The organism is Microcystis sp. LE19-131.1A, from assembly GCF_027532015.1.
In the GTDB taxonomy this organism is placed as follows: domain Bacteria; phylum Cyanobacteriota; class Cyanobacteriia; order Cyanobacteriales; family Microcystaceae; genus Microcystis; species Microcystis ichthyoblabe_A.
Window position 1 is genome coordinate 22,891 of sequence record NZ_JAPZSS010000236.1, and the last position, 21,889, is coordinate 44,779.

17 protein-coding genes and 4 pseudogenes are annotated in these 21,889 nt (G+C 43.2%); 16 read left to right on the plus strand and 5 right to left on the minus strand.

Features of this window, described 5'->3' with window-relative positions:
* Positions 1-394: 394 nt before the first annotated feature.
* From O9323_RS17170 to O9323_RS17210, 10 genes and pseudogenes are all read left to right on the plus strand, one after another.
* Complete coding sequence (locus tag O9323_RS17170) at positions 395-769, plus strand: Pepco domain-containing protein (protein WP_288125465.1); 375 nt, start codon at positions 395-397, stop codon at positions 767-769.
* Positions 762-1,472 (plus strand): annotated as a pseudogene (locus tag O9323_RS22940) (caspase family protein); the annotation flags it as partial. The gene O9323_RS17170 and the pseudogene O9323_RS22940, both read left to right, overlap by 8 nt.
* A gap of 288 nt (positions 1,473-1,760) precedes the next feature.
* Positions 1,761-2,714, plus strand: a pseudogene (locus O9323_RS22945) (formylglycine-generating enzyme family protein); the annotation flags it as partial.
* A 374-nt stretch (positions 2,715-3,088) separates the two neighbouring features.
* Positions 3,089-3,280, plus strand: a pseudogene (locus O9323_RS17180) (hypothetical protein); the annotation flags it as partial.
* Between the two features lie 140 nt (positions 3,281-3,420).
* Positions 3,421-3,636, plus strand: a complete 216-nt coding sequence (locus O9323_RS17185) for a hypothetical protein (protein WP_253852119.1) — start codon at positions 3,421-3,423, stop codon at positions 3,634-3,636.
* The gene (locus tag O9323_RS17190) at positions 3,624-3,839 is read left to right on the plus strand and encodes a DUF2283 domain-containing protein (protein WP_002800147.1); all 216 of its coding nucleotides are present in this window, start codon (positions 3,624-3,626) and stop codon (positions 3,837-3,839) included. The genes O9323_RS17185 and O9323_RS17190 overlap by 13 nt, the downstream gene beginning before the upstream one ends.
* A 439-nt stretch (positions 3,840-4,278) precedes the next feature.
* A complete protein-coding gene (locus O9323_RS17195; RefSeq protein WP_288125468.1) occupies positions 4,279-6,627 on the plus strand; it encodes an HD family phosphohydrolase in 2,349 nt (782 codons plus the stop codon).
* Positions 6,624-7,091 carry a DUF29 domain-containing protein gene (locus O9323_RS17200; RefSeq protein WP_288125469.1) on the plus strand — a complete coding sequence of 156 codons (468 nt, stop codon included), beginning with the start codon at positions 6,624-6,626 and terminating at the stop codon, positions 7,089-7,091. Before O9323_RS17195 ends, O9323_RS17200 begins: the two co-directional genes overlap by 4 nt.
* Positions 7,092-7,129: 38 nt before the next feature.
* A complete protein-coding gene (locus O9323_RS17205) occupies positions 7,130-7,777 on the plus strand; it encodes a Uma2 family endonuclease (protein ID WP_149107396.1) in 648 nt (215 codons plus the stop codon).
* A 144-nt stretch (positions 7,778-7,921) separates the two neighbouring features.
* A complete protein-coding gene (locus O9323_RS17210) occupies positions 7,922-8,563 on the plus strand; it encodes a Uma2 family endonuclease (RefSeq protein ID WP_149107397.1) in 642 nt (213 codons plus the stop codon).
* Positions 8,564-8,598: 35 nt separating this feature from the next.
* Here the strand turns inward: O9323_RS17210 and O9323_RS17215 are convergent, their stop codons facing one another.
* Positions 8,599-9,171, minus strand: a complete 573-nt coding sequence (locus tag O9323_RS17215; RefSeq protein WP_149107398.1) for a Uma2 family endonuclease — start codon at positions 9,169-9,171, stop codon at positions 8,599-8,601.
* A gap of 209 nt (positions 9,172-9,380) precedes the next feature.
* On the opposite strand from O9323_RS17215, the gene ileS reads away from it, so the two are divergent.
* The 3 genes from ileS (at position 9,381) to O9323_RS17230 (ending at position 13,987) form a co-directional block, all read left to right on the plus strand.
* On the plus strand, positions 9,381-12,239 hold the full coding sequence (ileS, locus tag O9323_RS17220; protein WP_288125470.1) for an isoleucine--tRNA ligase: 2,859 nt from the start codon (positions 9,381-9,383) through the stop codon (positions 12,237-12,239).
* Between the two features lie 103 nt (positions 12,240-12,342).
* Complete coding sequence (locus tag O9323_RS17225) at positions 12,343-12,708, plus strand: hypothetical protein (protein WP_149107400.1); 366 nt, start codon at positions 12,343-12,345, stop codon at positions 12,706-12,708.
* 67 nt (positions 12,709-12,775) lie between these two features.
* Entirely contained in the window at positions 12,776-13,987 is a 1,212-nt protein-coding gene (locus tag O9323_RS17230; protein WP_228051230.1) for a ParA family protein, read from the plus strand.
* Here the strand turns inward: O9323_RS17230 and O9323_RS17235 are convergent.
* Positions 13,985-14,172 (minus strand): annotated as a pseudogene (locus O9323_RS17235) (hypothetical protein); the annotation flags it as partial. The gene O9323_RS17230 and the pseudogene O9323_RS17235 sit on opposite strands and share 3 nt — an antisense overlap.
* 90 nt (positions 14,173-14,262) lie before the next feature.
* Here O9323_RS17235 and O9323_RS17240 point away from each other — a divergent pair.
* The 3 genes from O9323_RS17240 (at position 14,263) to O9323_RS17250 (ending at position 16,407) form a co-directional block, all read left to right on the plus strand.
* Complete coding sequence (locus tag O9323_RS17240; protein WP_288125471.1) at positions 14,263-15,372, plus strand: DUF262 domain-containing protein; 1,110 nt, start codon at positions 14,263-14,265, stop codon at positions 15,370-15,372.
* Entirely contained in the window at positions 15,362-15,865 is a 504-nt protein-coding gene (locus O9323_RS17245; RefSeq protein ID WP_149107402.1) for an endoribonuclease, read from the plus strand. The genes O9323_RS17240 and O9323_RS17245 overlap by 11 nt, the downstream gene beginning before the upstream one ends.
* A 125-nt stretch (positions 15,866-15,990) precedes the next feature.
* Entirely contained in the window at positions 15,991-16,407 is a 417-nt protein-coding gene (locus O9323_RS17250; RefSeq protein WP_002762767.1) for a RidA family protein, read from the plus strand.
* Positions 16,408-16,447: 40 nt separating this feature from the next.
* On the opposite strand, the gene O9323_RS17255 is transcribed toward O9323_RS17250, so the two are convergent.
* The 3 genes from O9323_RS17255 to O9323_RS17265 form a co-directional block, all read right to left on the minus strand.
* Positions 16,448-18,328, minus strand: a complete 1,881-nt coding sequence (locus tag O9323_RS17255; protein ID WP_002737004.1) for a DNA-directed RNA polymerase subunit gamma — start codon at positions 18,326-18,328, stop codon at positions 16,448-16,450.
* A gap of 180 nt (positions 18,329-18,508) precedes the next feature.
* Complete coding sequence (locus tag O9323_RS17260; RefSeq protein WP_288125472.1) at positions 18,509-20,014, minus strand: WD40 repeat domain-containing protein; 1,506 nt, start codon at positions 20,012-20,014, stop codon at positions 18,509-18,511.
* Positions 20,015-20,056: 42 nt separating this feature from the next.
* Entirely contained in the window at positions 20,057-21,637 is a 1,581-nt protein-coding gene (locus O9323_RS17265) for a photosystem II high light acclimation radical SAM protein (protein WP_002754388.1), read from the minus strand.
* Positions 21,638-21,889: the final 252 nt, after the last annotated feature.

A 21,889-nucleotide genomic window follows, 5' to 3' on the forward strand; every position in this document is an offset into this window, starting at 1 on the left:
CGTTTAATCGCTTACGCGGTAGGCAAAGCAGCACGTTTTGACAAATTTTCAGCTATTTAGGGCTTGGTGAATAAATGTGAAATGTATGCAAAGTAAGGGTTTTGGGGCTTTACGAGCGAAACAGGTGCAAGATTTTGAGAGAATCGTGGTTCAAAACCTTGCATCTTCATCGGCCCGCGTCCTGTAGGGGCGAAGCATTCGGGCAATAACCTATCGGTGAAACCGGAGATTTTCTATCCGAATGCTTCGCCCGTACTTTTTGCTGCAAACCCTATTTATTCCGAGAAATCGACTAAAAATGTAATTGTTGTGGGCAAACCACAAATCTCTGTATGATAGGGTGAGAAAATTTGTTTAAAGGCAAGTGAGATAACATTTAGGGGAAATCAAGACAATGACCGAAGATATCGCAACTCCCAGCAAAATATGGATTATTACGGGGGAATCTGATCGTCAAGAAACGCCCACCGGCGGTAGAAGTAGCAGTGATATCGGGGGACGGCTCGGTGAACAGGAAAGCTCGCCAGTTGCGGCCACCGAAAGAAGTCAAGTGGATGTGTCCAAACTGAAGCTAGAAATGAAGGGCTTTCTCAAAGCGATGAGGGAAATGCTCGATGAAGCCGACCCTCCTAGCGCTAAAATCCGGCTCGATGAAGTGGAACTGTCTGTAGAAATTAATGGGGAAGGGCAAGTTAGCCTGTTTGGGGTCGGGGGCAAAGCGGGAGGTAAAGGAGCGATGACGTTTAAGTTCAAGAGGAAAGATGGCTAAAAACTGGGTGATAGCGATCGGCATCAATGAATATGACAACCTCAAGCCACTGAAATACGCAAAGAAAGATGCAGAAGCGATCAAAGCTTGGTGTGAAAGGGAGGGAGGATTCGATCGCGGTGGGATATTTCTATTTACCGAAGATTCTCCACCCATTCCTGCTAGTCCCCCCATTCCCACGCAACTAACCCACGGTCGTCTCAAGCGGTTTCTTCAGAGGCAGTTCCAGACTCCCCTGCTTAAGCCTGGAGACAATCTCTGGTTTTTCTTTGCTGGTCACGGCAGGCGAGATCAAGACAAAGACTACCTGATGTTGCCCGATAGCGATCCGGGCAATGTAAGAGAAACGGCTGTATCAGTGGATTATGTAACCGAGCGGCTGCGGAGGTCTGGTGCGGATAACGTCGTACTATTGTTAGATGCCTGTCGAGATGAGGACAGCCGAGGCGGTCTGGGCATTGGAGAGGAGGAGTATCAGGGAGTAATAACCTTCTATTCCTGTACGGCCAATCAACAGTCATGGGAGATCGACGAGTTGCAACAAGGCTCATTTACCCATACGCTGCTGGAAGGATTGCGGCGGCAAGGAGAAGGCAATTGCGCTACGGTAGAGCGTCTAGACGAATACCTGCGCCGTCAAGTCGAGAAAATTAACGCTAGATATGGGAAACCGAGACAGAATCCCTATTTGAAAGCAGAACCGCCCCACAAGCTCTATTTTATTTTGTTAGAACAAGTTGCCACGCTTAGGGATGTGCAACCCCTAAAGTATCAGGCTTCCTTAGCAGAAAATAGGAGCGATTTTGACTTAGCTGAACAGTTATGGATTCGTGTCTTGGGAGCATCCCGTGGCGATTTAGATGCGATCGAAGCTATCAAGCGTATCGCGCGAAGACAGTCACAGTCGTCTTCAATTCCTACTACTCCTGAACCCGTCAGGCAGTCCGAGGGGAATAGGTCATCCACCCCTAAGCCTTCTCAAGAAAATGGACTCAAGGTATTTAACTTTGAAATCGTGGAAGTAAATGCGAAGGGTGAGCAAATCAAAAAAGAGTCGAAGCAGTCCCAATATTTCAGCCAAGATTTGGGCAAAGACATCACCCTAGAAATGGTCGCCATACCGGGGGGAACATTCACGATGGGTTCACCAGCAGGAGAAGGAGATAATGATGAGAAACCCCAACATCAGGTCACTGTTCCCCCCTTTTTCATGGGCAAATATCCCATAACCCAAGCGCAGTGGCAAGCGATCGCGTCCCGTGCCGATTTAAAAGTTAAACAAGACCTTAATCTCAAACCAGCCTATTTTAAAGACCGTCCCGATAGCGATCGCCGTCCCGTGGAACAAGTTAGTTGGTATGATGCGATCGAGTTCTGCGCGAGATTATCGAAACTATCGAAACTAAGCGGAAGGGAATACCGGCTACCGAGTGAGGCGGAATGGGAGTATGCTTGTCGCGCTGGGACAACCACCGCCTTTCATTTCGGTGAGACTATTACCACGGATTTAGCGAATTATAGAGGAACTGATTGGGAAATAGAAAACAAAGTTTATCCAGGGAATTATGGAAGGGGTCCAAAAGGCACTTATAGGGAAGAAACCACACCAGTAGGTCATTTTAAGGTAGCTAATGACTTTGGGCTGTATGATATGCACGGCAATGTTTGGGAATGGTGTTTAGATCCGTGGCACGACAGCTATGAGGGTAAAACGCAGACCGATAGCGAAGTTTGGGATGAAGAACAAAGCGCGGAGCAATATTTACTTAATGAAAATAATGTTATACAACTATTAAGTGATAAAAGAACTAGAGTACTACGCGGCGGTTCTTGGAACAGCCTTCCGAGGTACTGTCGCAGTGCGGTTCGTGACAGGGACAACCCCGGCAACCGCAACAACTACTACGACGGTTTTCGAGTTGTCTGCCGCTTCCCCAGGACTTGATTTCCCTTTATTCTTTTCTCTTTTTCCCTTTTCCGGCGATTTTTTTGCCGCTCATAGTACATATATACTATTCTTGATGCTGCAGAAGAGAACTCTCTAACCCTTGTACTCTTTTTTCCCTTTTTACTCTCATTCCCTATTTTTTCTCTTTTCTTTTCTTTATCGCCAGTTTTTTGGGTTTTTGGGGCGATTTTGGGGTTATTTGGGCGCACCAGAAGGCAAAAACCCCCGCATCAAGTTAATCTAGATGCCTTTCGAGAAAAAATTTTTTCTGTGCAGGGAATCCTTACAATAGAAAAGGGAACACACAACCAAATTGCTGGTATTTTTCCTCTGGGCATGGTGGCGCAGTTTGTAGAATTTAGCTGGAATTTATGAATCATTTCCTGCATTCTTTCACTGTTTTTCCTGATTCTGCCCGAAAATCTCGCTCTTACTCCCTGGGTAAACTGCGACGACCCTTAATCTTCCTGTTTACCGTCGGTTGTCGTTTCTATAATCAGCCGAAATTAGCCGTCGGGACTATTTCTCCGGTCACAATTATCGCCCCCGAAGATGCCAGTTTTCATCTTGACTAAGAATTTGCTGATGAGGACAAAACATGAGCAAAAATGATCTATTTTTTGAGATTTCAACCCCTCTTAATTGTACGATCTGCGTCACTGTTGCCTATTGGGAAATTATCACCCAGATAAAACATCCTATAATGAAAGGACAAGAAAAATTAGTCCAAGAAACCCTTAGCCAACCTGATGAAATTCGACGTAGCCGCAGTGACCCCAATGTTTATCTTTTTTATCAACTTCAACGACCAAAACGTTGGCTCTGTGCCATTATCCGAAAGCTCAATGGTGATGGTTTCCTAATTACCACTTATCCCACCGATGCAATTAAAGAAGGGGAAATTTTATGGCAGAAGTAAACGTTTATTATGATCCGATGGGCAATACCTTAACCGTGTGGTTTGGCGATCGCTCTTCAGAATATCTCTGCGAAGAAACCGGCGACGAAGTTATTTTAATGAAAAATCAAAAAGGCGAAGTTATTGGTTTTGAAAAACTTAACTATAGAATTTCTGAAAACAGGAATCTGAAAATTTCCCTAGAAACCGCCATCCCTCTTTAAACAGTAAAGGTTAAAAATGACAATTACTAAAAGTGGGCAAGCTTTCAACAATATTAAGGAAAATCAATCAAAATAATCTCTCCTTGTCTAACTTTCCCGTGGTGTGCGGTGCTGGGGGGACTTTGTAACCCTTTTTCTCTTTTTTTTCCCGCCCAAAGGCCGGTCGATTTTGTAGGGGTGAACTGCGTTCGCCCACCGGCAATTATCGGCCCACCAGCAATTATCGGCCCGCCCGTTTTTTGGGGATTTGGGGCGATTTTTGGGTTATTTGGGCGCACCAGAAGGCAAAAACCCCCGCATCAAGTTAATCTAGATACCTTTCGAGAAAAATTTTTTTTGCACAGGGAGTCCTTACAATAGAAAAGGGAACACACAACCAAATTGCTGGTATTTTTCCTCTGGGCATGGTGGCGCAGTTTATAGAATTTAGCTGGAATTTATGAATCATTTTCTGCATTCTTTCACTGTTTTTCCTGATTCTGCCCGAAAATCTCGCTCTTACTCCCTGGGTAAACTGCGACGACCCTTAATCTTCCTGTTTACCGTCGGTTGTCTGACTAGCGTGGTCGGTTATCGTTTCTATAATCAGCCGAAATTGGCCGTCGGGACTATTTCCCCGGTTACGATTATCGCCCCCGAAGATGCCCGTTTTCAAGACCAAGAAACCACCGCCCTCAAACGCCAAAAAATTCGGGCTGGACTGCTTCCCCGGCTGAAAAGAGACCCCCAAACCACCGACCAGATCGAGCGATCGCTGCAGGACACTTTAGGGCAATTAAGTCAAATTCGCCCAATTTTGCGAAGAAATTCCATTTTAATGGGCAGGACTATTTCCAACGCCACAATGGAAACGCTGCTCACCTTTTCTGCCGCTCAATGGTCAACTCTACAGAGCCGCCTCAACTATGAAGAATCTTTTACAAACCTCTTGACAAAAAAGCAGGAATATGCTGTAGACGAAATCCAAGCCTATCGTCAGCGCGTGACGAAGGGAAACTTTGAGCAATTTATCGATCGATTAGGGCAATTACGGCAAATACAGGAGCAAACCAGCCAAAATTATCGGCATTCCAGCTTAAATAAACTCAAATACGCCGATCTGATCGCAGTGGCCCAAATGGGCGATCGAGAGTGGCAAAACCTAGAAACAGCCATCCTGCAAGCGAGTCGCCGGATTTTGGTGCAAGGCATTCCCCCGGGGATTTCCACCAGTCACCTACAGGATACCATCGCCGTGCAGATTAGCAGCGATCGCCTAACCGATCGCCAGCAGCTTTTAGCCGAAAATATCCTTCTGGCAGCCCTGGAGGGAGAAGCGAACCTGATAGAAGATCGGGAGGCAACCAAAGAACAAGCCGCTAAAGCGGTGGAAGCGGTAGATATGGTCATGTCTAGCGCTCAAACCGGTCAAATTATCGTTAAAGCAGGCGAAACAATTACTCAAGCTCAGTTTGTTCTCATCGATGGCTTTGGTTTGAGCGAACGGGGCATTAACTGGATGGGTTTAGGGTCAACGGCAATCCTTGTCACCAGTGCGATCGGGACTTTTTGCCTCGTGGCCCAGCGTCTCCATCGGCCCCTGCGTCACCGGGATTTTATTCTCTTGGGTTTACTAAGTTTTACCACACCGATCCTAGCGATCGCCAATATTCCCTTTACCAATTTGGCAGCCGTGGGTTTATTAGTCAGCAGTTTCTACGGCCCGACTCTGGCCGTCACCCAGGTCCTCTTAACTGCCGGTCTTTCCCTATTCAGCATCCAAGGTATCAGCGCCGATTTAATCGCGGGGACGATAGGGGGACTATTAGCGGCTATGATAGCGGCAAAATTGCGTTCCAGGGATGAATTATCGCTGCTAGGGATGGGAATCGGAGTCAGCCAAGGGGGTGTTTATCTGCTCACTTACCTAATCGTTAGTGCCACGGCCAGCACGATCATCTATACTCTACTACCCACGGCGCTCGTCTATGGTCTATCGGGGATAGCTTGGACGGTAATCGCCCTAGGATTATCCCCCTATTTGGAACGCTGTTTCGATGTGGTGACTCCGATTCGTCTGGTGGAGTTGTCCAATCCTAATTGTAGTTTGCTCAAACGTTTGGCCACGGAAGCACCGGGTACTTTTCAACATACCCTTTTTGTCGCCTGTTTAGCTGAAGCGGCCGCCCGAAAACTGCACTGTAATGTGGAATTAATTCGCACGGGGACTCTCTATCACGATATCGGGAAAATGCACGATCCTCTCGGTTTTATTGAAAATCAAATGGGTGGCCCGAATAAACACGATGAAATTAATGATCCCTACGTCAGCGCCGAGATTATTAAAAAGCACGTTAGCGAAGGGTTAGTCATGGCCCGCAGACACGGTTTACCGCGAGTCGTCCGCGATTTTATTCCCGAACACCAAGGTAATCTCTTAATTTCCTATTTTTATCAGCAAGCTTTGCAAAAATCCGCCCAAAATGGTCAAGAATTCGTCGATGAGGCGGCCTTTCGCTACGATGGTCCGATTCCCCAATCGCGAGAAACGGCGATCGTTATGTTAGCCGATAGTAGCGAGGCCGCTTTGCGATCGCTGAAGGAGGCCTCCCCAGAACAAGCTATGGATATGATCAAAAAGATTTTTCAGGCCCGATGGCGCGATCAACAATTAGTAGATAGTGGTATTCGTCAGGAGGAATTACCAATTATTGCCGAGATTTTTGTGCAAGTTTGGCAACAATTCCACCATCAACGCATTGCCTACCCGAAAGCAGTTTTAGAAGTCTCCTCAGCCAAAAAAATATGAAAAAAGATACTTGGCTAAATCAGTTACAATTTCTCTACGAACAAGATGAACATCTCTGGTTGACTGAAACAATTAAACTTCTCAAGGAAAATCGTCTAGCTGAGTTGGATATTCAACATTTAATCGAGGAGTTGGAGGCTTTGAGCAAACGGGATAAAAATCGAGTTGAGAGTTTTTTAAGACAGATAATTATTCATCTTTTGTTGTGGCAATATTGGTCAAAAGAATTTGAATTAAATCATCGGCATTGGCAAGGAGAAATAGCCACTTTTAGAGTTCAGCTAAATGGATATTTAAGCACAAATCTAGAAAAATATCTCCTAGATAACCAAGAAAGAATTTATCAAGATGCCGTTTTTATTGTCGGGCAAAAAACTGAAATATCTCCTCACAATTTCCCTCTAAATTGTCCCTATTCCCTTGAACAAATGCTTGATAGGCATTGGTTGCCAGAGCGAAATTAGTTAAATCCCACAGCTAAAAATCAAGGATAATTACCAAAATGTTACTAATTACTCTCAACGAAAATACTTTATCTTTATCTCCGGGCAGTCAAGTTATTTTTCCCCATCAGACTTGGGAAGATTACGAAAGATTGCTGAGTTTACGTCTCCAAAAAACCTATCCCAAACTCTATTTTAATCGCAAAACTCAAGAAATTCGGCTTATGTCTCCCTTACCAAGTCATGGCAAACGTATCAATCTTTTAAGTGATTTAGTAAAAATTATCCTTCGTCGTCAAGGCAAAGACTGGGAATGTTTTGATCCGATTACCTTGAAAATTCCGGGAGAAGCAGGAGTAGAGCCGGATACTTGTTTTTATATTGATAATAGACAGGCAATTTTAGGCAAAGAGAGAATTGATTTAACTGTCGATCCTCCTCCCGATTTAGCTATAGAAGTGGACTTTACTTCTCTGACTGATGTAGAGGCCTATCAATTGCTGAAAATACCCGAATTGTGGGTTTATCGTCGGGAAGAATTAAAAATATATCTGTTCAGAGAAGACGGTTATCAAGAAAGCGAAAATAGTCTTCTCTTTCCCGATATAAATATCAAGAAACTTTTTCCCTATTATGTTGAATTAGGCTGGAATCAAGGTTCTAGTATTGCTTTACGTCAGTTTGAAGCTTTAGAGAATTTTAGTTAAAACACTTTTTGTATAAAAGTGAGCCATGTACCCAATTAATCCCCCCTTAATCCAGGCTTAATAAGGCTTGATCCCCCCTGCTCCCCTTATTAAGGGGGGTGCCGATAGGCGGGGGAATCTGACAAACTAAAGATAATTACCAAAATGCTACTAATTACTCTCAACGAAAATACTTTATCTTTATCTCCGGGCAGTCAAGTGATTTTTCCGCATCAGACTTGGGAAGATTACCAAAGATTGCTGAGTTTACGTCTCCAGAAAACCTATCCCAAACTCTATTTTAATCGCAAAACGCAAGAAATTCGGCTTATGTCTCCCCTACCAAGTCATGGCAATCGTGTTGATACATTAAGGGATTTAGTAAAAATTATCCTCCGTCGTCAAGGCAAAGACTGGCAATGTTTTGATCCCATTACCTTGAAAATGCCGGGAGAAGCGGGAGTAGAGCCAGATACTTGTTTTTATATTGATAATAGACAGTCAATTTTAGGCAAAGAGAGAATTGATTTAACTGTCGATCCTCCTCCCGATTTAGCTATAGAAGTGGATTTTACTTCTCTGACTGATGTAGAGGCTTATCAATTGCTAAAAATCCCCGAATTGTGGGTTTATCGTCGGGAAGAATTAAAAATATATCTGTTCATAGAAGATAGTTGTCAGGAAAGTGAAAATAGTCGTCTCTTTCCCGATATAAATATCAAGAAACTTTTTCCCTATTATGTTGAATTAGGCTGGAACCAAGGTTCTAGTATTGCTTTACGTCAGTTTGAAGCTTTAGAGAATTAGAGACCTAAAAGTGCGATGTCAAAAAATAATTGTAATTATATCAAACCGGGGACTTTCCGATAGATAGAAGCGATCGATCCCCGGAATCCTACACTGGTAAATTCTACCTCATCTCCCGCTTCATAGATCTGTTCTTGCCAAACTCCCGAATCCTCGCGACGGTGACATTCAATTTTCATCTGGTTTTGATGAATAAGAATGTATTCTTTTAGGGTGGGACAGGTTTGATAATCGCTAAATTTATCACCCCTATCAAAGGATTCCGTAGATTTCGATAATACTTCAATAATCAGAAGGGGATAAAGAATAAAATCATCGGTATTGTTAATCTCTCTCTCGTCACAAACCACCGCAATATCGGGATAATAATAACAATTTGCCTCCTCTAACCGGACTTTGATATCGGAAGTGAGAACAAGACAGGGACTATCATCGAGATGGATATTCAATAAAGTGGCTAGATTTGTATTTAAGACAATATGGGGCTTTTTTGCGCCTACCATCGCATAAATCCGTCCTTTTCGGTACTCGTGCTTGATCGGACTGACTCTTTCCCCTTCTAGATACACTTCTGGAGAGACATAAAAAAAATTAGGATTCGTCACCATCGTCCTCATGCTCCCTATCCTCGAATAACTAAATTATAGCCTTTGGGAATCATCGCTCTTGGACTCAATCTCGCTAGACTTATAGATCATTGATTGTCACTTGTAATATTTGTATTACAGTTATGTGACAGAATAGAGATAACGACTCTCAAAGAGACGTTATTTAGGAATGAATCCCGAAAACGATTGATATCCATAGGTTTGCCAGAATGTCCAACGCTAAAAGTTACAAAGATACCGTTAATTTGCCTCAAACTGACTTTGATATGCGAGCAAATGCCAGCAAACGTGAGCCAGAAATCCAGAAATTCTGGCAAGATGAGCAAATATACGAGAAATTAGCGCAAAATAACCCCAAAGAATTATTTATTCTCCACGATGGTCCACCCTACGCTAACGGGTCACTGCATATCGGTCATGCTTTAAATAAAATTCTCAAAGACATTATCAATAAATATAAACTGCTGCAAGGCTACAAAGTGCGCTATGTGCCGGGTTGGGATTGTCACGGGTTGCCGATCGAACTAAAGGTTTTACAAAGTCTCAAAAGCTCGGAAAAAGAGGGTCTAACCCCTTTGAAATTACGTCAGAAAGCCCACGATTTTGCCCTTCAAACGCAAAAAGAACAGTGTGAAGGTTTCAAAAGGTATGGAGTCTGGGGAGACTGGGAAAATCCCTATTTAACCCTACAACCTGAATACGAGGCCGCTCAAATTGCCGTATTCGGAAAAATGGCCCTAAAAGGTTATATTTATCGGGGACTAAAACCGGTTCACTGGAGTCCTAGTTCTCAAACCGCTTTAGCTGAGGCAGAATTAGAATATCCCGAAGGTCACACTTCCCGCAGTGTCTATGTTGCTTTTCCGATTACGTCAGTTTCAACCCCAGTTTTAACGCCATTTTTGCCTAATTTATCCGTGGCTATCTGGACGACTACCCCCTGGACTTTACCCGGGAATTTGGCCGTCGCATTAAACCCAGAATTAAACTATTCAGTGGTGGAAACCAGCGAGTCTAATTATCTAATTGTAGCGACGGATTTAGTCGAAAAATTAGCCGACACTTTTAACAGGACTTTGACGATTAAAGCAACGGTTAAAGGTCTGGAATTAGAACATACTAAATATCGTCATCCTTTGTTTGACAGAGAAAGTGCGATTCTCATCGGTGGGGATTATGTCACCACTGATTCCGGCACCGGATTAGTTCACACGGCCCCCGGCCATGGTCAGGAGGATTATATCGTCGGCCAACGTTACGGTTTACCGATACTTTCTCCCGTGGATGATAAGGGAAATTTCACCGCAGAAGCGGGACAATTTGCGGGTTTAAATGTCTTGAAAGATGCTAATGAAGCGATAATTTTAGCACTGACAGAAAAGGGTGCCTTACTCAAAGAAGAAGCATATCAGCATAAATATCCCTACGATTGGAGAACCAAAAAACCGACAATTTTCCGCGCAACGGAACAATGGTTTGCTTCCGTGGAAGGATTCCGGGAATTAGCTTTAGAAGCAATTGATTCGGTGCGTTGGATTCCCGCAACAGGTAAGAATCGCATCACTTCTATGGTTAGTGAAAGAAGCGATTGGTGTATCTCTCGTCAGCGCAGTTGGGGGGTTCCTATTCCTGTTTTTTATGACGAAGAAACGAATGAACCTCTGTTAACGGAGGAGACGATTAATCACGTTCAAGCTATCTTCGCAGTCAAGGGTTCTAATGCTTGGTGGGAGTTATCCGTAGAGGAATTATTACCTCCCAGTTATCGCGATAATGGTCGCAGTTATCGCAAGGGAATGGATACTATGGATGTGTGGTTTGATTCTGGTTCTAGTTGGAATGCGGTGGCTAATGCTCGACCAGAATTAAGTTATCCTGCGGATATGTATCTAGAAGGATCGGATCAGCATCGGGGATGGTTTCAATCGAGTTTATTAACCAGTGTGGCTGCTAATGGTATTGCTCCCTATAAAACGGTGTTAACTCACGGTTTTGTTTTGGATGAACAGGGACGAAAAATGAGTAAATCTCTGGGTAATGTCATCGATCCCAATGTGATCATTAATGGTGGTAAAGACCAGAAAAAAGAACCTGCTTATGGGGTGGATGTGATTCGGTTATGGGTGTCCTCGGTGGACTATACCAATGATGTGAATATCGGTCAAAATATTCTTAAACAGTTGGTAGATATCCGTAATAAAATCCGTAATACTGCTCGGTTTTTACTGGGGAGTTTAAATGATTTTGATCCCCTTAAAGATGCGGTAGCTTATGAAGAGCTACCGGAGATTGATCGCTATATGTTACATCGTATCTCGGAAGTGTTTACGGAAGTTACGGCAGCTTTTGAAAGTTTCCAATTCTTCCGCTTTTTCCAGACGGTACAGAATTTTTGTGTTGTCGATTTATCTAACTTTTATATCGACATTGCTAAGGATCGTTTATACATTTCTGATCCTAATTCTTTCCGTCGTCGCAGTTGTCAAACAGTCTATGCTATTGCTTTAGAAAATCTCGCTAAAGCGATCGCTCCTGTCCTGTCTCATCTAGCGGAAGATATCTGGCAATTTCTCCCCTACAAAACTCCTTATTTATCGGTATTTGAGTCAGGATGGCTAAACATCGATCCTGCTTGGAATAATCGCGAATTGGCCGATAAATGGGCGAAATTCCGGCAGCTACGCACCGAAGTTAATAAGGTGATGGAAACTGCCAGAAATGATAAAGCGATCGGTGCTTCTTTAGAGGCAAAAGTTTTACTTTATGTTCCCGATGAAACCTTACAACAGGAGTTAGAATTATTCAACAATTGTGATAGTTTAACGGGAAATAAAGTTGATGAATTGCGTTATCTATTTCTCTCTTCCCAAGTGGAATTAGTTAGTGATATTAGCGCGATTCAAACCGCAGAATATAAGGGAGAATCGGACTTTGTTTCGGTGGGAATTGTCAAAGCAGAGGGCGAAAAATGCGATCGCTGTTGGAATTATTCCACTCAAGTGGGAAAATTTGCCGATGATCCCACTATTTGCGAGCGCTGTAATGCCGCTTTAAAAGGAGAGTTCTAAGCTAAACTAAAAGGGTGCTTTATTGTTTAATAAAGTACCCTTGTTTAATCCTCAGCTAAAAACTTATTCACAGGTATTAACTCTAGGGAATAGATAATTAGGGATGGAAGATTACCAATCAGCTTTTTTACAACGTCATCGAGATACAGAAATACTTGATCGATCTAATAGGAAAATAGCTGCTATGCACTTTGGAGGTATTACGATCGAATGTTTGCTGAAATCTATGATCTTAGCTTCGGTATCCAATAAAGAATGGAAAACTAAGTCCAATAACCCCGGACATACTATAACTAATCCGGGTCACAGTTTGACAGCTGCTCTAAAAAGTAATAATCGTCTCTATTCGAGAGTTCAAAATTATCCAGACGTGATAAAATGGATTAATATAGTAGAAAATCCTAGTCAAAATTTTATAGATATGCGTTATTCCAGCAGTGAACCGAATGACGATAAATACAAAGAGTAGTTATCAGCTTATACAGGTCTGAAACAATGGCTTCAGAAACAAGCTACTCAACTTTAAGGAGATACTTATGTCAGAAACTTGGTTAAGATCACTGAAACAAAAATTAACAGATATATATGTTCAAAAAGAAGCCCAAGAATGGGTTGATATCAATGTATCTACTGCTGGACTTTTGAATATAACTATCGTCAGTGATAAGTTTGAAAATTTATCAACAACTCAGCGAAGAGAAGCAGTTAAAAATGACATAGGACAACAGCATAAATCTTTAGGTTTTATATCTTTATATACTATTCAGGAGGCAGCCTCTCTCGATCTAAAAGCTCCACAACTTCTGGACGAAAAATCAATTCACACTTGGCAAGATTTAGCTTTGTGGTCAACTAATCCACAAAATCAATCACCGTCTTCTCCCGAACTTTGTCTTCCTAGAACCGTAACTTTTTATTCTTTTAAAGGGGGAGTAGGTAGGACAACTGCTTTAATTCATGTTGCTTGGATTTTAGCGATGCGAGGTCGTAAAGTAGTAGCTGTTGACTTGGATTTAGAAGCACCGGGGTTAAGCACAGCTTTCCCCTTAAATCCCTCACCGAAATACGGAATTGTGGACTATTTTTATGAAAAATCCTATTTACCAGAAGGTGTAAAAGCAAAGATTAATATCACTGAAATATTTGGAGAAGTTAATATTCCCGATGCAACGGGAAGACTATTTATTGTTCCTGCGGGTTATTTGAGTCTTGATTACATTGCTAAAGTTGATGATCTGCGAGCAACAACAATTCTCGATAATGGGGAAACACTCTGGTCAACTTTTAGTCGAGAGATTCAAAATCAGTTAAAACCTGATCTTATCTTAGTAGATTCGTGTACTGGAATCAATGAATGGGGAGCTTTATCTTTACTACAGGCAGCCAACGAAGCAATTATTTTTTTATTTCCTAACGAACAAAATCAAAAAGGAATCGAGCTTCTTTTGCAATCTTTGACTTCTTTCGGCCGACTTTCGCTTAATTTTGTTTTTTCACCTGTTCCCGATTTAAGTGATACAGGAATAACTAAAGTTACTCATGCTTGGCAAATTTTACAAAAGGATATTGACAAAAATATAGATATAGATGAAACTACCGATCATGATTTAGATATAGATTCAGAAGACTATCTAATCATACCTTATATTCCCTCGATCGCTCTAGCAGACCGCTATCCTGTCACTGGATTACTGGATTATTATGCTCGCATTGCTAACTTAATCGATGAAGATACCAATTTTCAGTAGATAGCATCCGAGGGAACCTTGATTCCTTCTTAATTCTCGCTTTGGTCGTGCTTTGATGACATCCCAGCTGCCATTTGCCGTTGAGATAAATTTCCCTCTTGACCAAGTTGATAGAGCAAGTTTCTTTGTTCTATGTTAAGATGTTGGTGGCTTCGTTTTTGTGTCTGATCTGTTGTTGTATTGATCAGACAGTACCTGATGAGCCTTTTTCTGTCAACTCTTAAGGAGTCGTGCGTTTCATTTTTGAATTGGCAATATTAGGACGGATAAAAATTATGGTTAATTATCTCACTCAAGAAGAGAAATTACTAGCAGCCGAAGAAGAAAAGTATCTAGAGGAAGAAGATGATGTGGATTTTCCTCCTGCGGATATTATTGCTTACAATGAGCAGCGATCCTGCTCTGATCTAGTTAGAATGTATCAAAAAAAACAATTGGTTATCGATCCAGATTTTCAAAGAGATGTGGTATGGACTGATCCACAACAAACTCGTTTTATTGATAGTTTAATGAAACAGTTACCGATTCCTAGTATGTGTATTAGTCTTGACTATAAGACAGATAAACGCTATATCATCGATGGATTACAACGAATTAGTACCATCGTCAAATTTTTAACTACTGAAGATTGGAGGCTATCAAAATTACCCGATGTAGATTCGTCTATTTCTGGAAGAACAGTTGAGGAAATAAAAACTCAGCATGAAGAATTATATGAACGCGTAGAAAATATGACTATTCCCATCACGGTGATTCGCTATGACTCCAGCAAAAAAGCTCATAATAATTATATTTTTACCATTTTCCATCGCTTAAATACTGGTGGAGTAAAACTCAATAATCAGGAGATCAGAAATTGTATCTATAATGGCGAGTTTAATAGTTTTTTAAAAAAATGCGCTCAATATGAAAACTGGCTTTTGCTGATGGATCGAAAGCAGAAAAAAGCATCTCGGTTTGAAGATGAAGAATTAGTGCTTCGTTTCTTTGCTTTTTATGATGGATACCAGAACTACAAGGGGAAATTGACCGGATTTTTAAATGATTATATGTATAAACATAGATTGGCTCATGAAGATTTTATTCAAGATAAAGATCAATTATTTAAGCAAACTGTTGACTTAATTTATGATAGAATCTTCAAAGAGGAACCTCTCAAAACCAGTAAAGTTATTGCTGAGGGAATTCTTTTAGGAGTTGCCAAGAATTTAGATACTTTAGTCAATCTCTCCAATGGTGAATTACAAGACAAGTATTCTAGATTAATAAAATCTGAACCATTTTTGACTAAAAATTTAGCTAGTGGTATGTATCGAAAAGATAAGGCTTTAGAGAGAATTAATACATCTATCAAAATTTTTTCATCTACTGGTAATGATTACTAAAGATTATTTACTCAAGACGTTAAACTGGCTTGATCAACTCTATAATGACCCTACAGCTGATAATCAAAAAACTTCTTCTTATTCCAAACTAGCTCTTATAGAATTATGTGGCTGGATCGAGGAAACTATGGATGATATAGTTTTAAGATGTGCTAAACGATGCTTAAAGTCCGAAGCTAACAAAAAATTCATCGATAAGACTATTAGTGGTACTCATAGTTTTGAATATGAACCTTTTAGAAAAATGTTGATGATGGTTATTGGTTTAGCAACATTAGAAAAAATCGAAGAAAAGTTAGAAAACACTGGTAAAATCAGTGCTTTAAAAGGTTATCTTGGTAATCTAAAAAAGAGTCGCGATACAGCGGCTCATAGTCATACTACAGGTACTTTGAGAACCTATGACGCTCCTTCTAAAACTCAACATGATTTTGATAGAATATATGCTTTGTTAACAGAGTTAGATGCAGAATTGCAACGTCATAAATGTTGACTTATTTCTCGTACAATCGCTTTTAGCGCACCTTCGACAAAGACAATCAGTCCAAATTAAACCCCCTAACCGGCGAAAATTAACTGCAAGCGATCGAAAAACTGGGAGAATATTCAATTGATTCAATGTCATCTTTTTTAACTATCCTGCCCATGAATAATCAGGTCATCCGTACTGATAAAGCTCCGGCCCCTGTGGGTCCCTATAATCAAGCGATCGCCGCTCCTGGTCCTTTTCTCTTTGTTGCGGGACAAATTCCCCTAGATCCCGTCACGGGTGAAATCGTCTCCGGGGAAATTAGCGCCCAAACCGAACAAGTTATGGCCAATCTAGAGGGCATTTTAACCGCTGCTGGGGCTAATTGGTCAAATGTGGTGAAAACTACCGTCTTTCTCTCGGATTTAGCCAATTTCGGGGCGATGAATCAAGTTTATGCCCGTTATTTCCCCCCGGAAACTGCCCCGGCCCGGGCCTGTGTGGAGGTGGCCCGTCTTCCCAAAGATGTGCTAGTGGAAATAGAATGTATTGCCGCTTTAGCCTAAAAATTAAGGTGGGCAATGCCCACCCTAACCTAATCTTTCTCTAGACCACCAAAGCCTCTAGAATCGTCTTATTGTAGATAATTCGCCCTACAGTAGTACGCACATACTGGGAAATTATCTCACCATCCTTCTCGCGGGTTTTGCGCTCCCGATAATATTTCCAGATGCTGCCATCGGGGAGAGTTTCCGTTTCCAGGACTTCCTCATCGGGTTTATTGGTTTTCACCTTTTCTCCGACTGGTAAACGCAACCACACAGAAGCGTGCAGATCCACCAATCCCTGATCGAAAGAGCGAATAGCGTCATCCATGCTGGCGAAATAACGACCTCCACCCTTTTGGGCCTTGGGATTTTCGGCCGTGAGATAATAACAACCCAAAACCATATCCTGAGAAGGGGCAACAATCGGGCGACCGGTCGCCGGTGAGAGAATATTATGACAAGCTAACATCAATAATCGCGCTTCCGATTGTGCTTCCAGGGAGAGGGGAATATGTACAGCCATTTGGTCCCCGTCAAAGTCAGCGTTAAAAGCGGGACAGACGAGGGGATGTAACTGAATCGCCCGGCCCTCCACCAATATCGGTTCAAACGCTTGAATGCCCAAACGGTGCAGGGTAGGAGCGCGGTTTAACATCACCGGGTGTCCCGTGATCACTTCATCCAAGACGTGCCAAACATTGGCATCCCCCCGTTGGATCATTTTCTTGGCTGCCTTGATATTATTGACGATGCCTAATTTAATTAAACGATGGATAACGAAGGGTTGGAACAATTCGATCGCCATTTCCCGGGGTAAACCGCATTGATAGATCTTCAATTTCGGACCGACAACGATAACCGAACGTCCCGAATAGTCAACCCGTTTACCGAGGAGATTTTGACGGAAACGCCCCTGTTTACCCTCGATAATATCCGATAAAGACTTCAGGGCGCGATTATTGGCCCCCACCACCGTGCGACCGCGACGACCGTTATCAATTAAAGCATCGACGGCCTCCTGTAACATCCGTTTTTCATTGCGGACGATAATTTCCGGGGCGAGAATTTCTTGCAGACGGGATAAACGGTTATTGCGGTTAATCACCCGACGGTAGAGATCGTTCAGGTCAGAGGTGGCAAAACGGCCGCCGTCCAACTGCACCATCGGGCGTAAATCGGGAGGAATCACGGGAATTACGCTTAAAACCATCCATTCTGCCTGAGAACCCGTGGCGATAAAGTTATCGATTACCCGGAGACGTTTAATTAATTTTGCCCGTTTTTGCCCCTTACTTTCGACAATTTCCGTCCGCAGTCTTTCCGCTTCTTCTTCCAGGTTAATTTCCTGTAAGAGTCTTTGGATAGCCTCGGCCCCGATCCCCACTTCAATACCGACTAATTCCGAGTCCTCCGCGTAGATTTCCTCTTCGATCTCTAACCATTGATCTTCGCTGAGGAGTTGTTTATAACTAAGATTGCCCGCATTGCCCGGATCGAGAACCACATAGGCATTAAAATAGACGATTTGCTCCACGTCCCGCAGGGGCATATCGAGCAGGATACTGAGATAACTGGGAATACCTTTAAGATACCAAACGTGGGTGACGGGGGCGGCTAATTTGATAAAACCCATGCGATGACGACGTACCCGCGACTCGGTGACTTCTACCCCGCAACGTTCACAGACAATCCCCCGGTGACGGACGCGTTTGTATTTACCGCACCAACATTCCCAGTCTTTCGAGGGGCCAAAAATTTTCTCGCAGAATAACCCATCCATTTCCGGTTTGAGAGTCCGATAGTTGATCGTTTCTGGTTTGGTTACTTCTCCGACGACTTGACCGTTAGGTAGGGTTCTTTCTCCCCATTGCCGAATTCTCTCGGGGGACGCTAAACCGATTTTGACGTAATCAAATCTTTGATCTGTTGGAGTCTTCATTCTGAATTTTTTACTATGGGTAATGATTCTGGGATAAGCGATCGCTCTCGCGTTCTCGATGCCCCGATGACAACTATTAGGCAGAAACGACGGTTAACTCAGTCACTTTTTCTTGGGGTCAAACTGGCCCGATCGAGTCCGGGACATTACATTATACAATTTTTCTAGTTCGATCGACCATTAAGTGATATTTTCCCAGATGGTGATGCTGCCGTCGGCCGCGGCCGCTGCTAGGTGACAATAATCGGGGCTGAGAACTAAACTGGAGATCGGCGATGATCGCTCATTGGTGGCGGTGAGAGTTGCGATCGCCTGTTGAGAATTGGCTAACCAGATTTTAATTTCTCCGTCGGTTCCCCCGGTAAATAACCACTGACCTCCTGGAGCAAATACCAAGCTTGTCACCTGACCATTATGGGCATTAATCACCCGAATTGGCGCAAAATGACCGCTTTTCTCCTGGTCGTATTGCCAGATTTTCACCGTCCCATCCACACAACCGGCGGCAATAATCTGACTATCAGCAGCGATCGCCAGACTCTGCACCGAAGAAACGTTACCAGATAGGACGGCGATTTTTGCTCCCGATCCCAATTGCCAGAGGGTGACAGTGCCATCACCCCCAGCTGCGGCGATAAAATCTTGATTAGGAGCCACTGCTAGGGCATAAATTGCCCCCAGACTGTCATAGGAGCTAAATTCTTCGTTTTCCTGCTCTAAATTCCACTGTTTTAGGGTTTGATCGTAACTACCACTAACCAAAAAATGCCAACGGGGGGCAAAATCTAGGCCGTGAATCGAACCGAGATGACCGAGGAAAATTTGATTTAATTCCAGATTACTGGCATCCCTGGCTAAAGTCCATAATTTAACGGTTTGATCGAATCCCCCCGTCGCTAGATGATAATCGCCGTTTCCGGTCACTGCTAGGGCTAAAATGCCCTGATCATGAGCTTCCACCGTATTAATCAGGGTTCCTCTCGCAAAATCCCAGATTTTTAGGGTACGATCCCAACTAACGCTAATTAAAAACCTTTGATTTTCGGTAATTGCGATCGCTGTAATCATTTCCCGATGGGCGCTCAGACGGCGATAATAGTGCCAATGGGGGACAGGGGGGGAAGTGGGAGTTAAATTAAGGGCAGGTAGGGTGATTTGTGGCTCATTTTCCGCTTTTATGGCGTTAATATCTGCTGATTCTTCCTTAAGCGGCAAAATCTCTCTTTGTAAGCGACTGTAGGATTTTTCCAGATGTTCGATGCGTTCCAGCAGCGCGTTACGGTTGATGTATTGAATAATTTGATTGTAGGACTGTTCGAGGGCGAGAATATTCTCCTCTAATTCTGCGATGGCACTGGCGTTATCCCTGGCCACTGCGGGACTGAGGGACTGTATTTGGGCCGATAAAGCTTCTTTTTCTTCTTCCCACTGCTCCTGTAAATGACCGGTTATCTCGGTTAAGCGTTGAAGTTGCCTGGTTCTTTCTCGGAGACGATTGAGAATATTCAACCCGAAAGTCACTACTAGGAGGAACAAAGGCAAAAACCCCGCACCCATGGCGATAAGGGTAAGCAGGGTTAATCCTAGGGCGATATATTCCGCTAATTCTAGCCCAGGTCGGCGATGGTCGGTCATTTTGCAGTTACCGGTAAAGGGATTTTGATCATCTCCTGATTTCAGACTCATGGTAACGCTAATTGCCGCCTTGGGATTGACTAAAATTAATTTTTAAGCAGGAGTTAAGACTTTTTTCTTAGTTTCTATCGGTGCGGTTAAAGCGGATTCTAAATCGGCCTTCCCTAGTCTTGCTTCCAAAATTTTCAGCACTTCCCGTCCAAAATCATCGGGATTTTGTCGCCATGCTTGCAGACAAACTTCGCCAAAGAATGACCCCAAAGGTTCGGGATTCCAGAGCAGTTTTTTGGCTGTCCAGGGCATTAAACTCATGGGATCATAGTCGGGTTTAATAATTTCCTTTTTGAAGGCGTATTCTTCTAGATGGGTGTGGGGTTGTAGTCCGATAAAAAAGATGGCTGGTTCCACTTTATCGACTCCAAAAATATTTTCTAATTCCCGATGATAGGTGATAGTTTGACGAATAGTTTCTAGGGTTTCATCAATAACATTAAAAGAATAATTTACCGAAACCAGATCATTAAAACCCGCCGCTTTTAAGTCTCGACAATTTTGCAGAACTGTCCGTAAATTATAGCCCATACGCATTTTTCGGACTAATTCCTGAGAACCACTGGTGATGCCGATTTCAAAGTAGTTCATGCCTGTTTTTACCATTAAATCGCACAGTTTTGGGGTAAGATTATCGGCGCGAATATAGGCAGCCCAATGGATATCTTTCATCCCATCGGCGAGGATTTTTTCTAATAGTTCTTCTACATCGTTGATAAATTTTCTGGTGGGGATAAATTGGGCATCGGTAAACCAGAAATTGCGAATGCCGCGGTCGTATAATTGGCGGATTTCCTTAACTACTTCATCGGCGGGATTAATGCGTACTTGTTTCCCTTCGACGACGGTATAGATGCAGTAGCAGCAGTTATGGGGACAGCCGCGCTTGGTTTGCACCCCGATATAAAAGTCGTTTTCTTGGAAATAGTAGGAAAATTCCGGCCAAATACTGGCGATGTAATCGTAGTTACAAGCGGATTTTTCTAAGGGGGTGGGGGATTCGTGGATTAAACGCGGCCGGGGTGTGGTTTCTCCGACCACATAACAACGTTCATCGCTAAAGTCCCGGCCGGAGAGGAATTTTTCTAGCAGGGTTTCCCCTTCTCCCACTGATACAATTGTTCCTGTGGGCAGTTTGGTTTTTAGTTGTTCGTAGAAAACACTGACGGCACCACCCCCGACGATAACTCGCGCTTCGGGATGGTATTTTCTGGCCCGCTGCAACCCTCGGCGAATTAGTCCCTGATTGCGCCATAATTCCCCGTAGTAGGCTGTTGTCACCTTTAAACCTCCTAAAGCACCTCGCAGCTTGATTAGGGGGTTTTTAGCGTAGTAAAATTCAAAGGCGTTTTGCAGGGGATTGCCACCGCGACCACCGACGGGGGCATATATTTGAATATCCCGCCAGGAGAATACTAGCAGGGTCGGCCGAAATTCGTCAACACAGCGATCGAGTGCCTGGTTAAAGTCTAAGGGGGGGACGGTGCCAAGGTCAAAGATCCTTTGTTCGATGTCGGGGAAGAGTTTATGAACGTGGTCGGAAAGATAAACCACACCGATGGGGAAAATGGGGTTACAGGGGAGTCTAACGTAGAGGATGCGTTGTGCTTGCGGTTGAGTCATGAGATTTCTGAATGGGACGGGGACGCATTCTGAGTAATCTTAATATAACTTAACTTTGCTGGGCTTGTCTGGCAGTTATCAGTTATCAGTTATCAGTTATCAGATGTGAGTTTTCAGTTCACTGTTTACTGTTTACTGTTTACTCAAAAGCTTCCCACTTCCCCACACCCCACACCCTACACCCTACACCCCACACCCTACACCCTACACCCTACACCCCACACCCCACACCCCACACCCCACTTGCGTCTA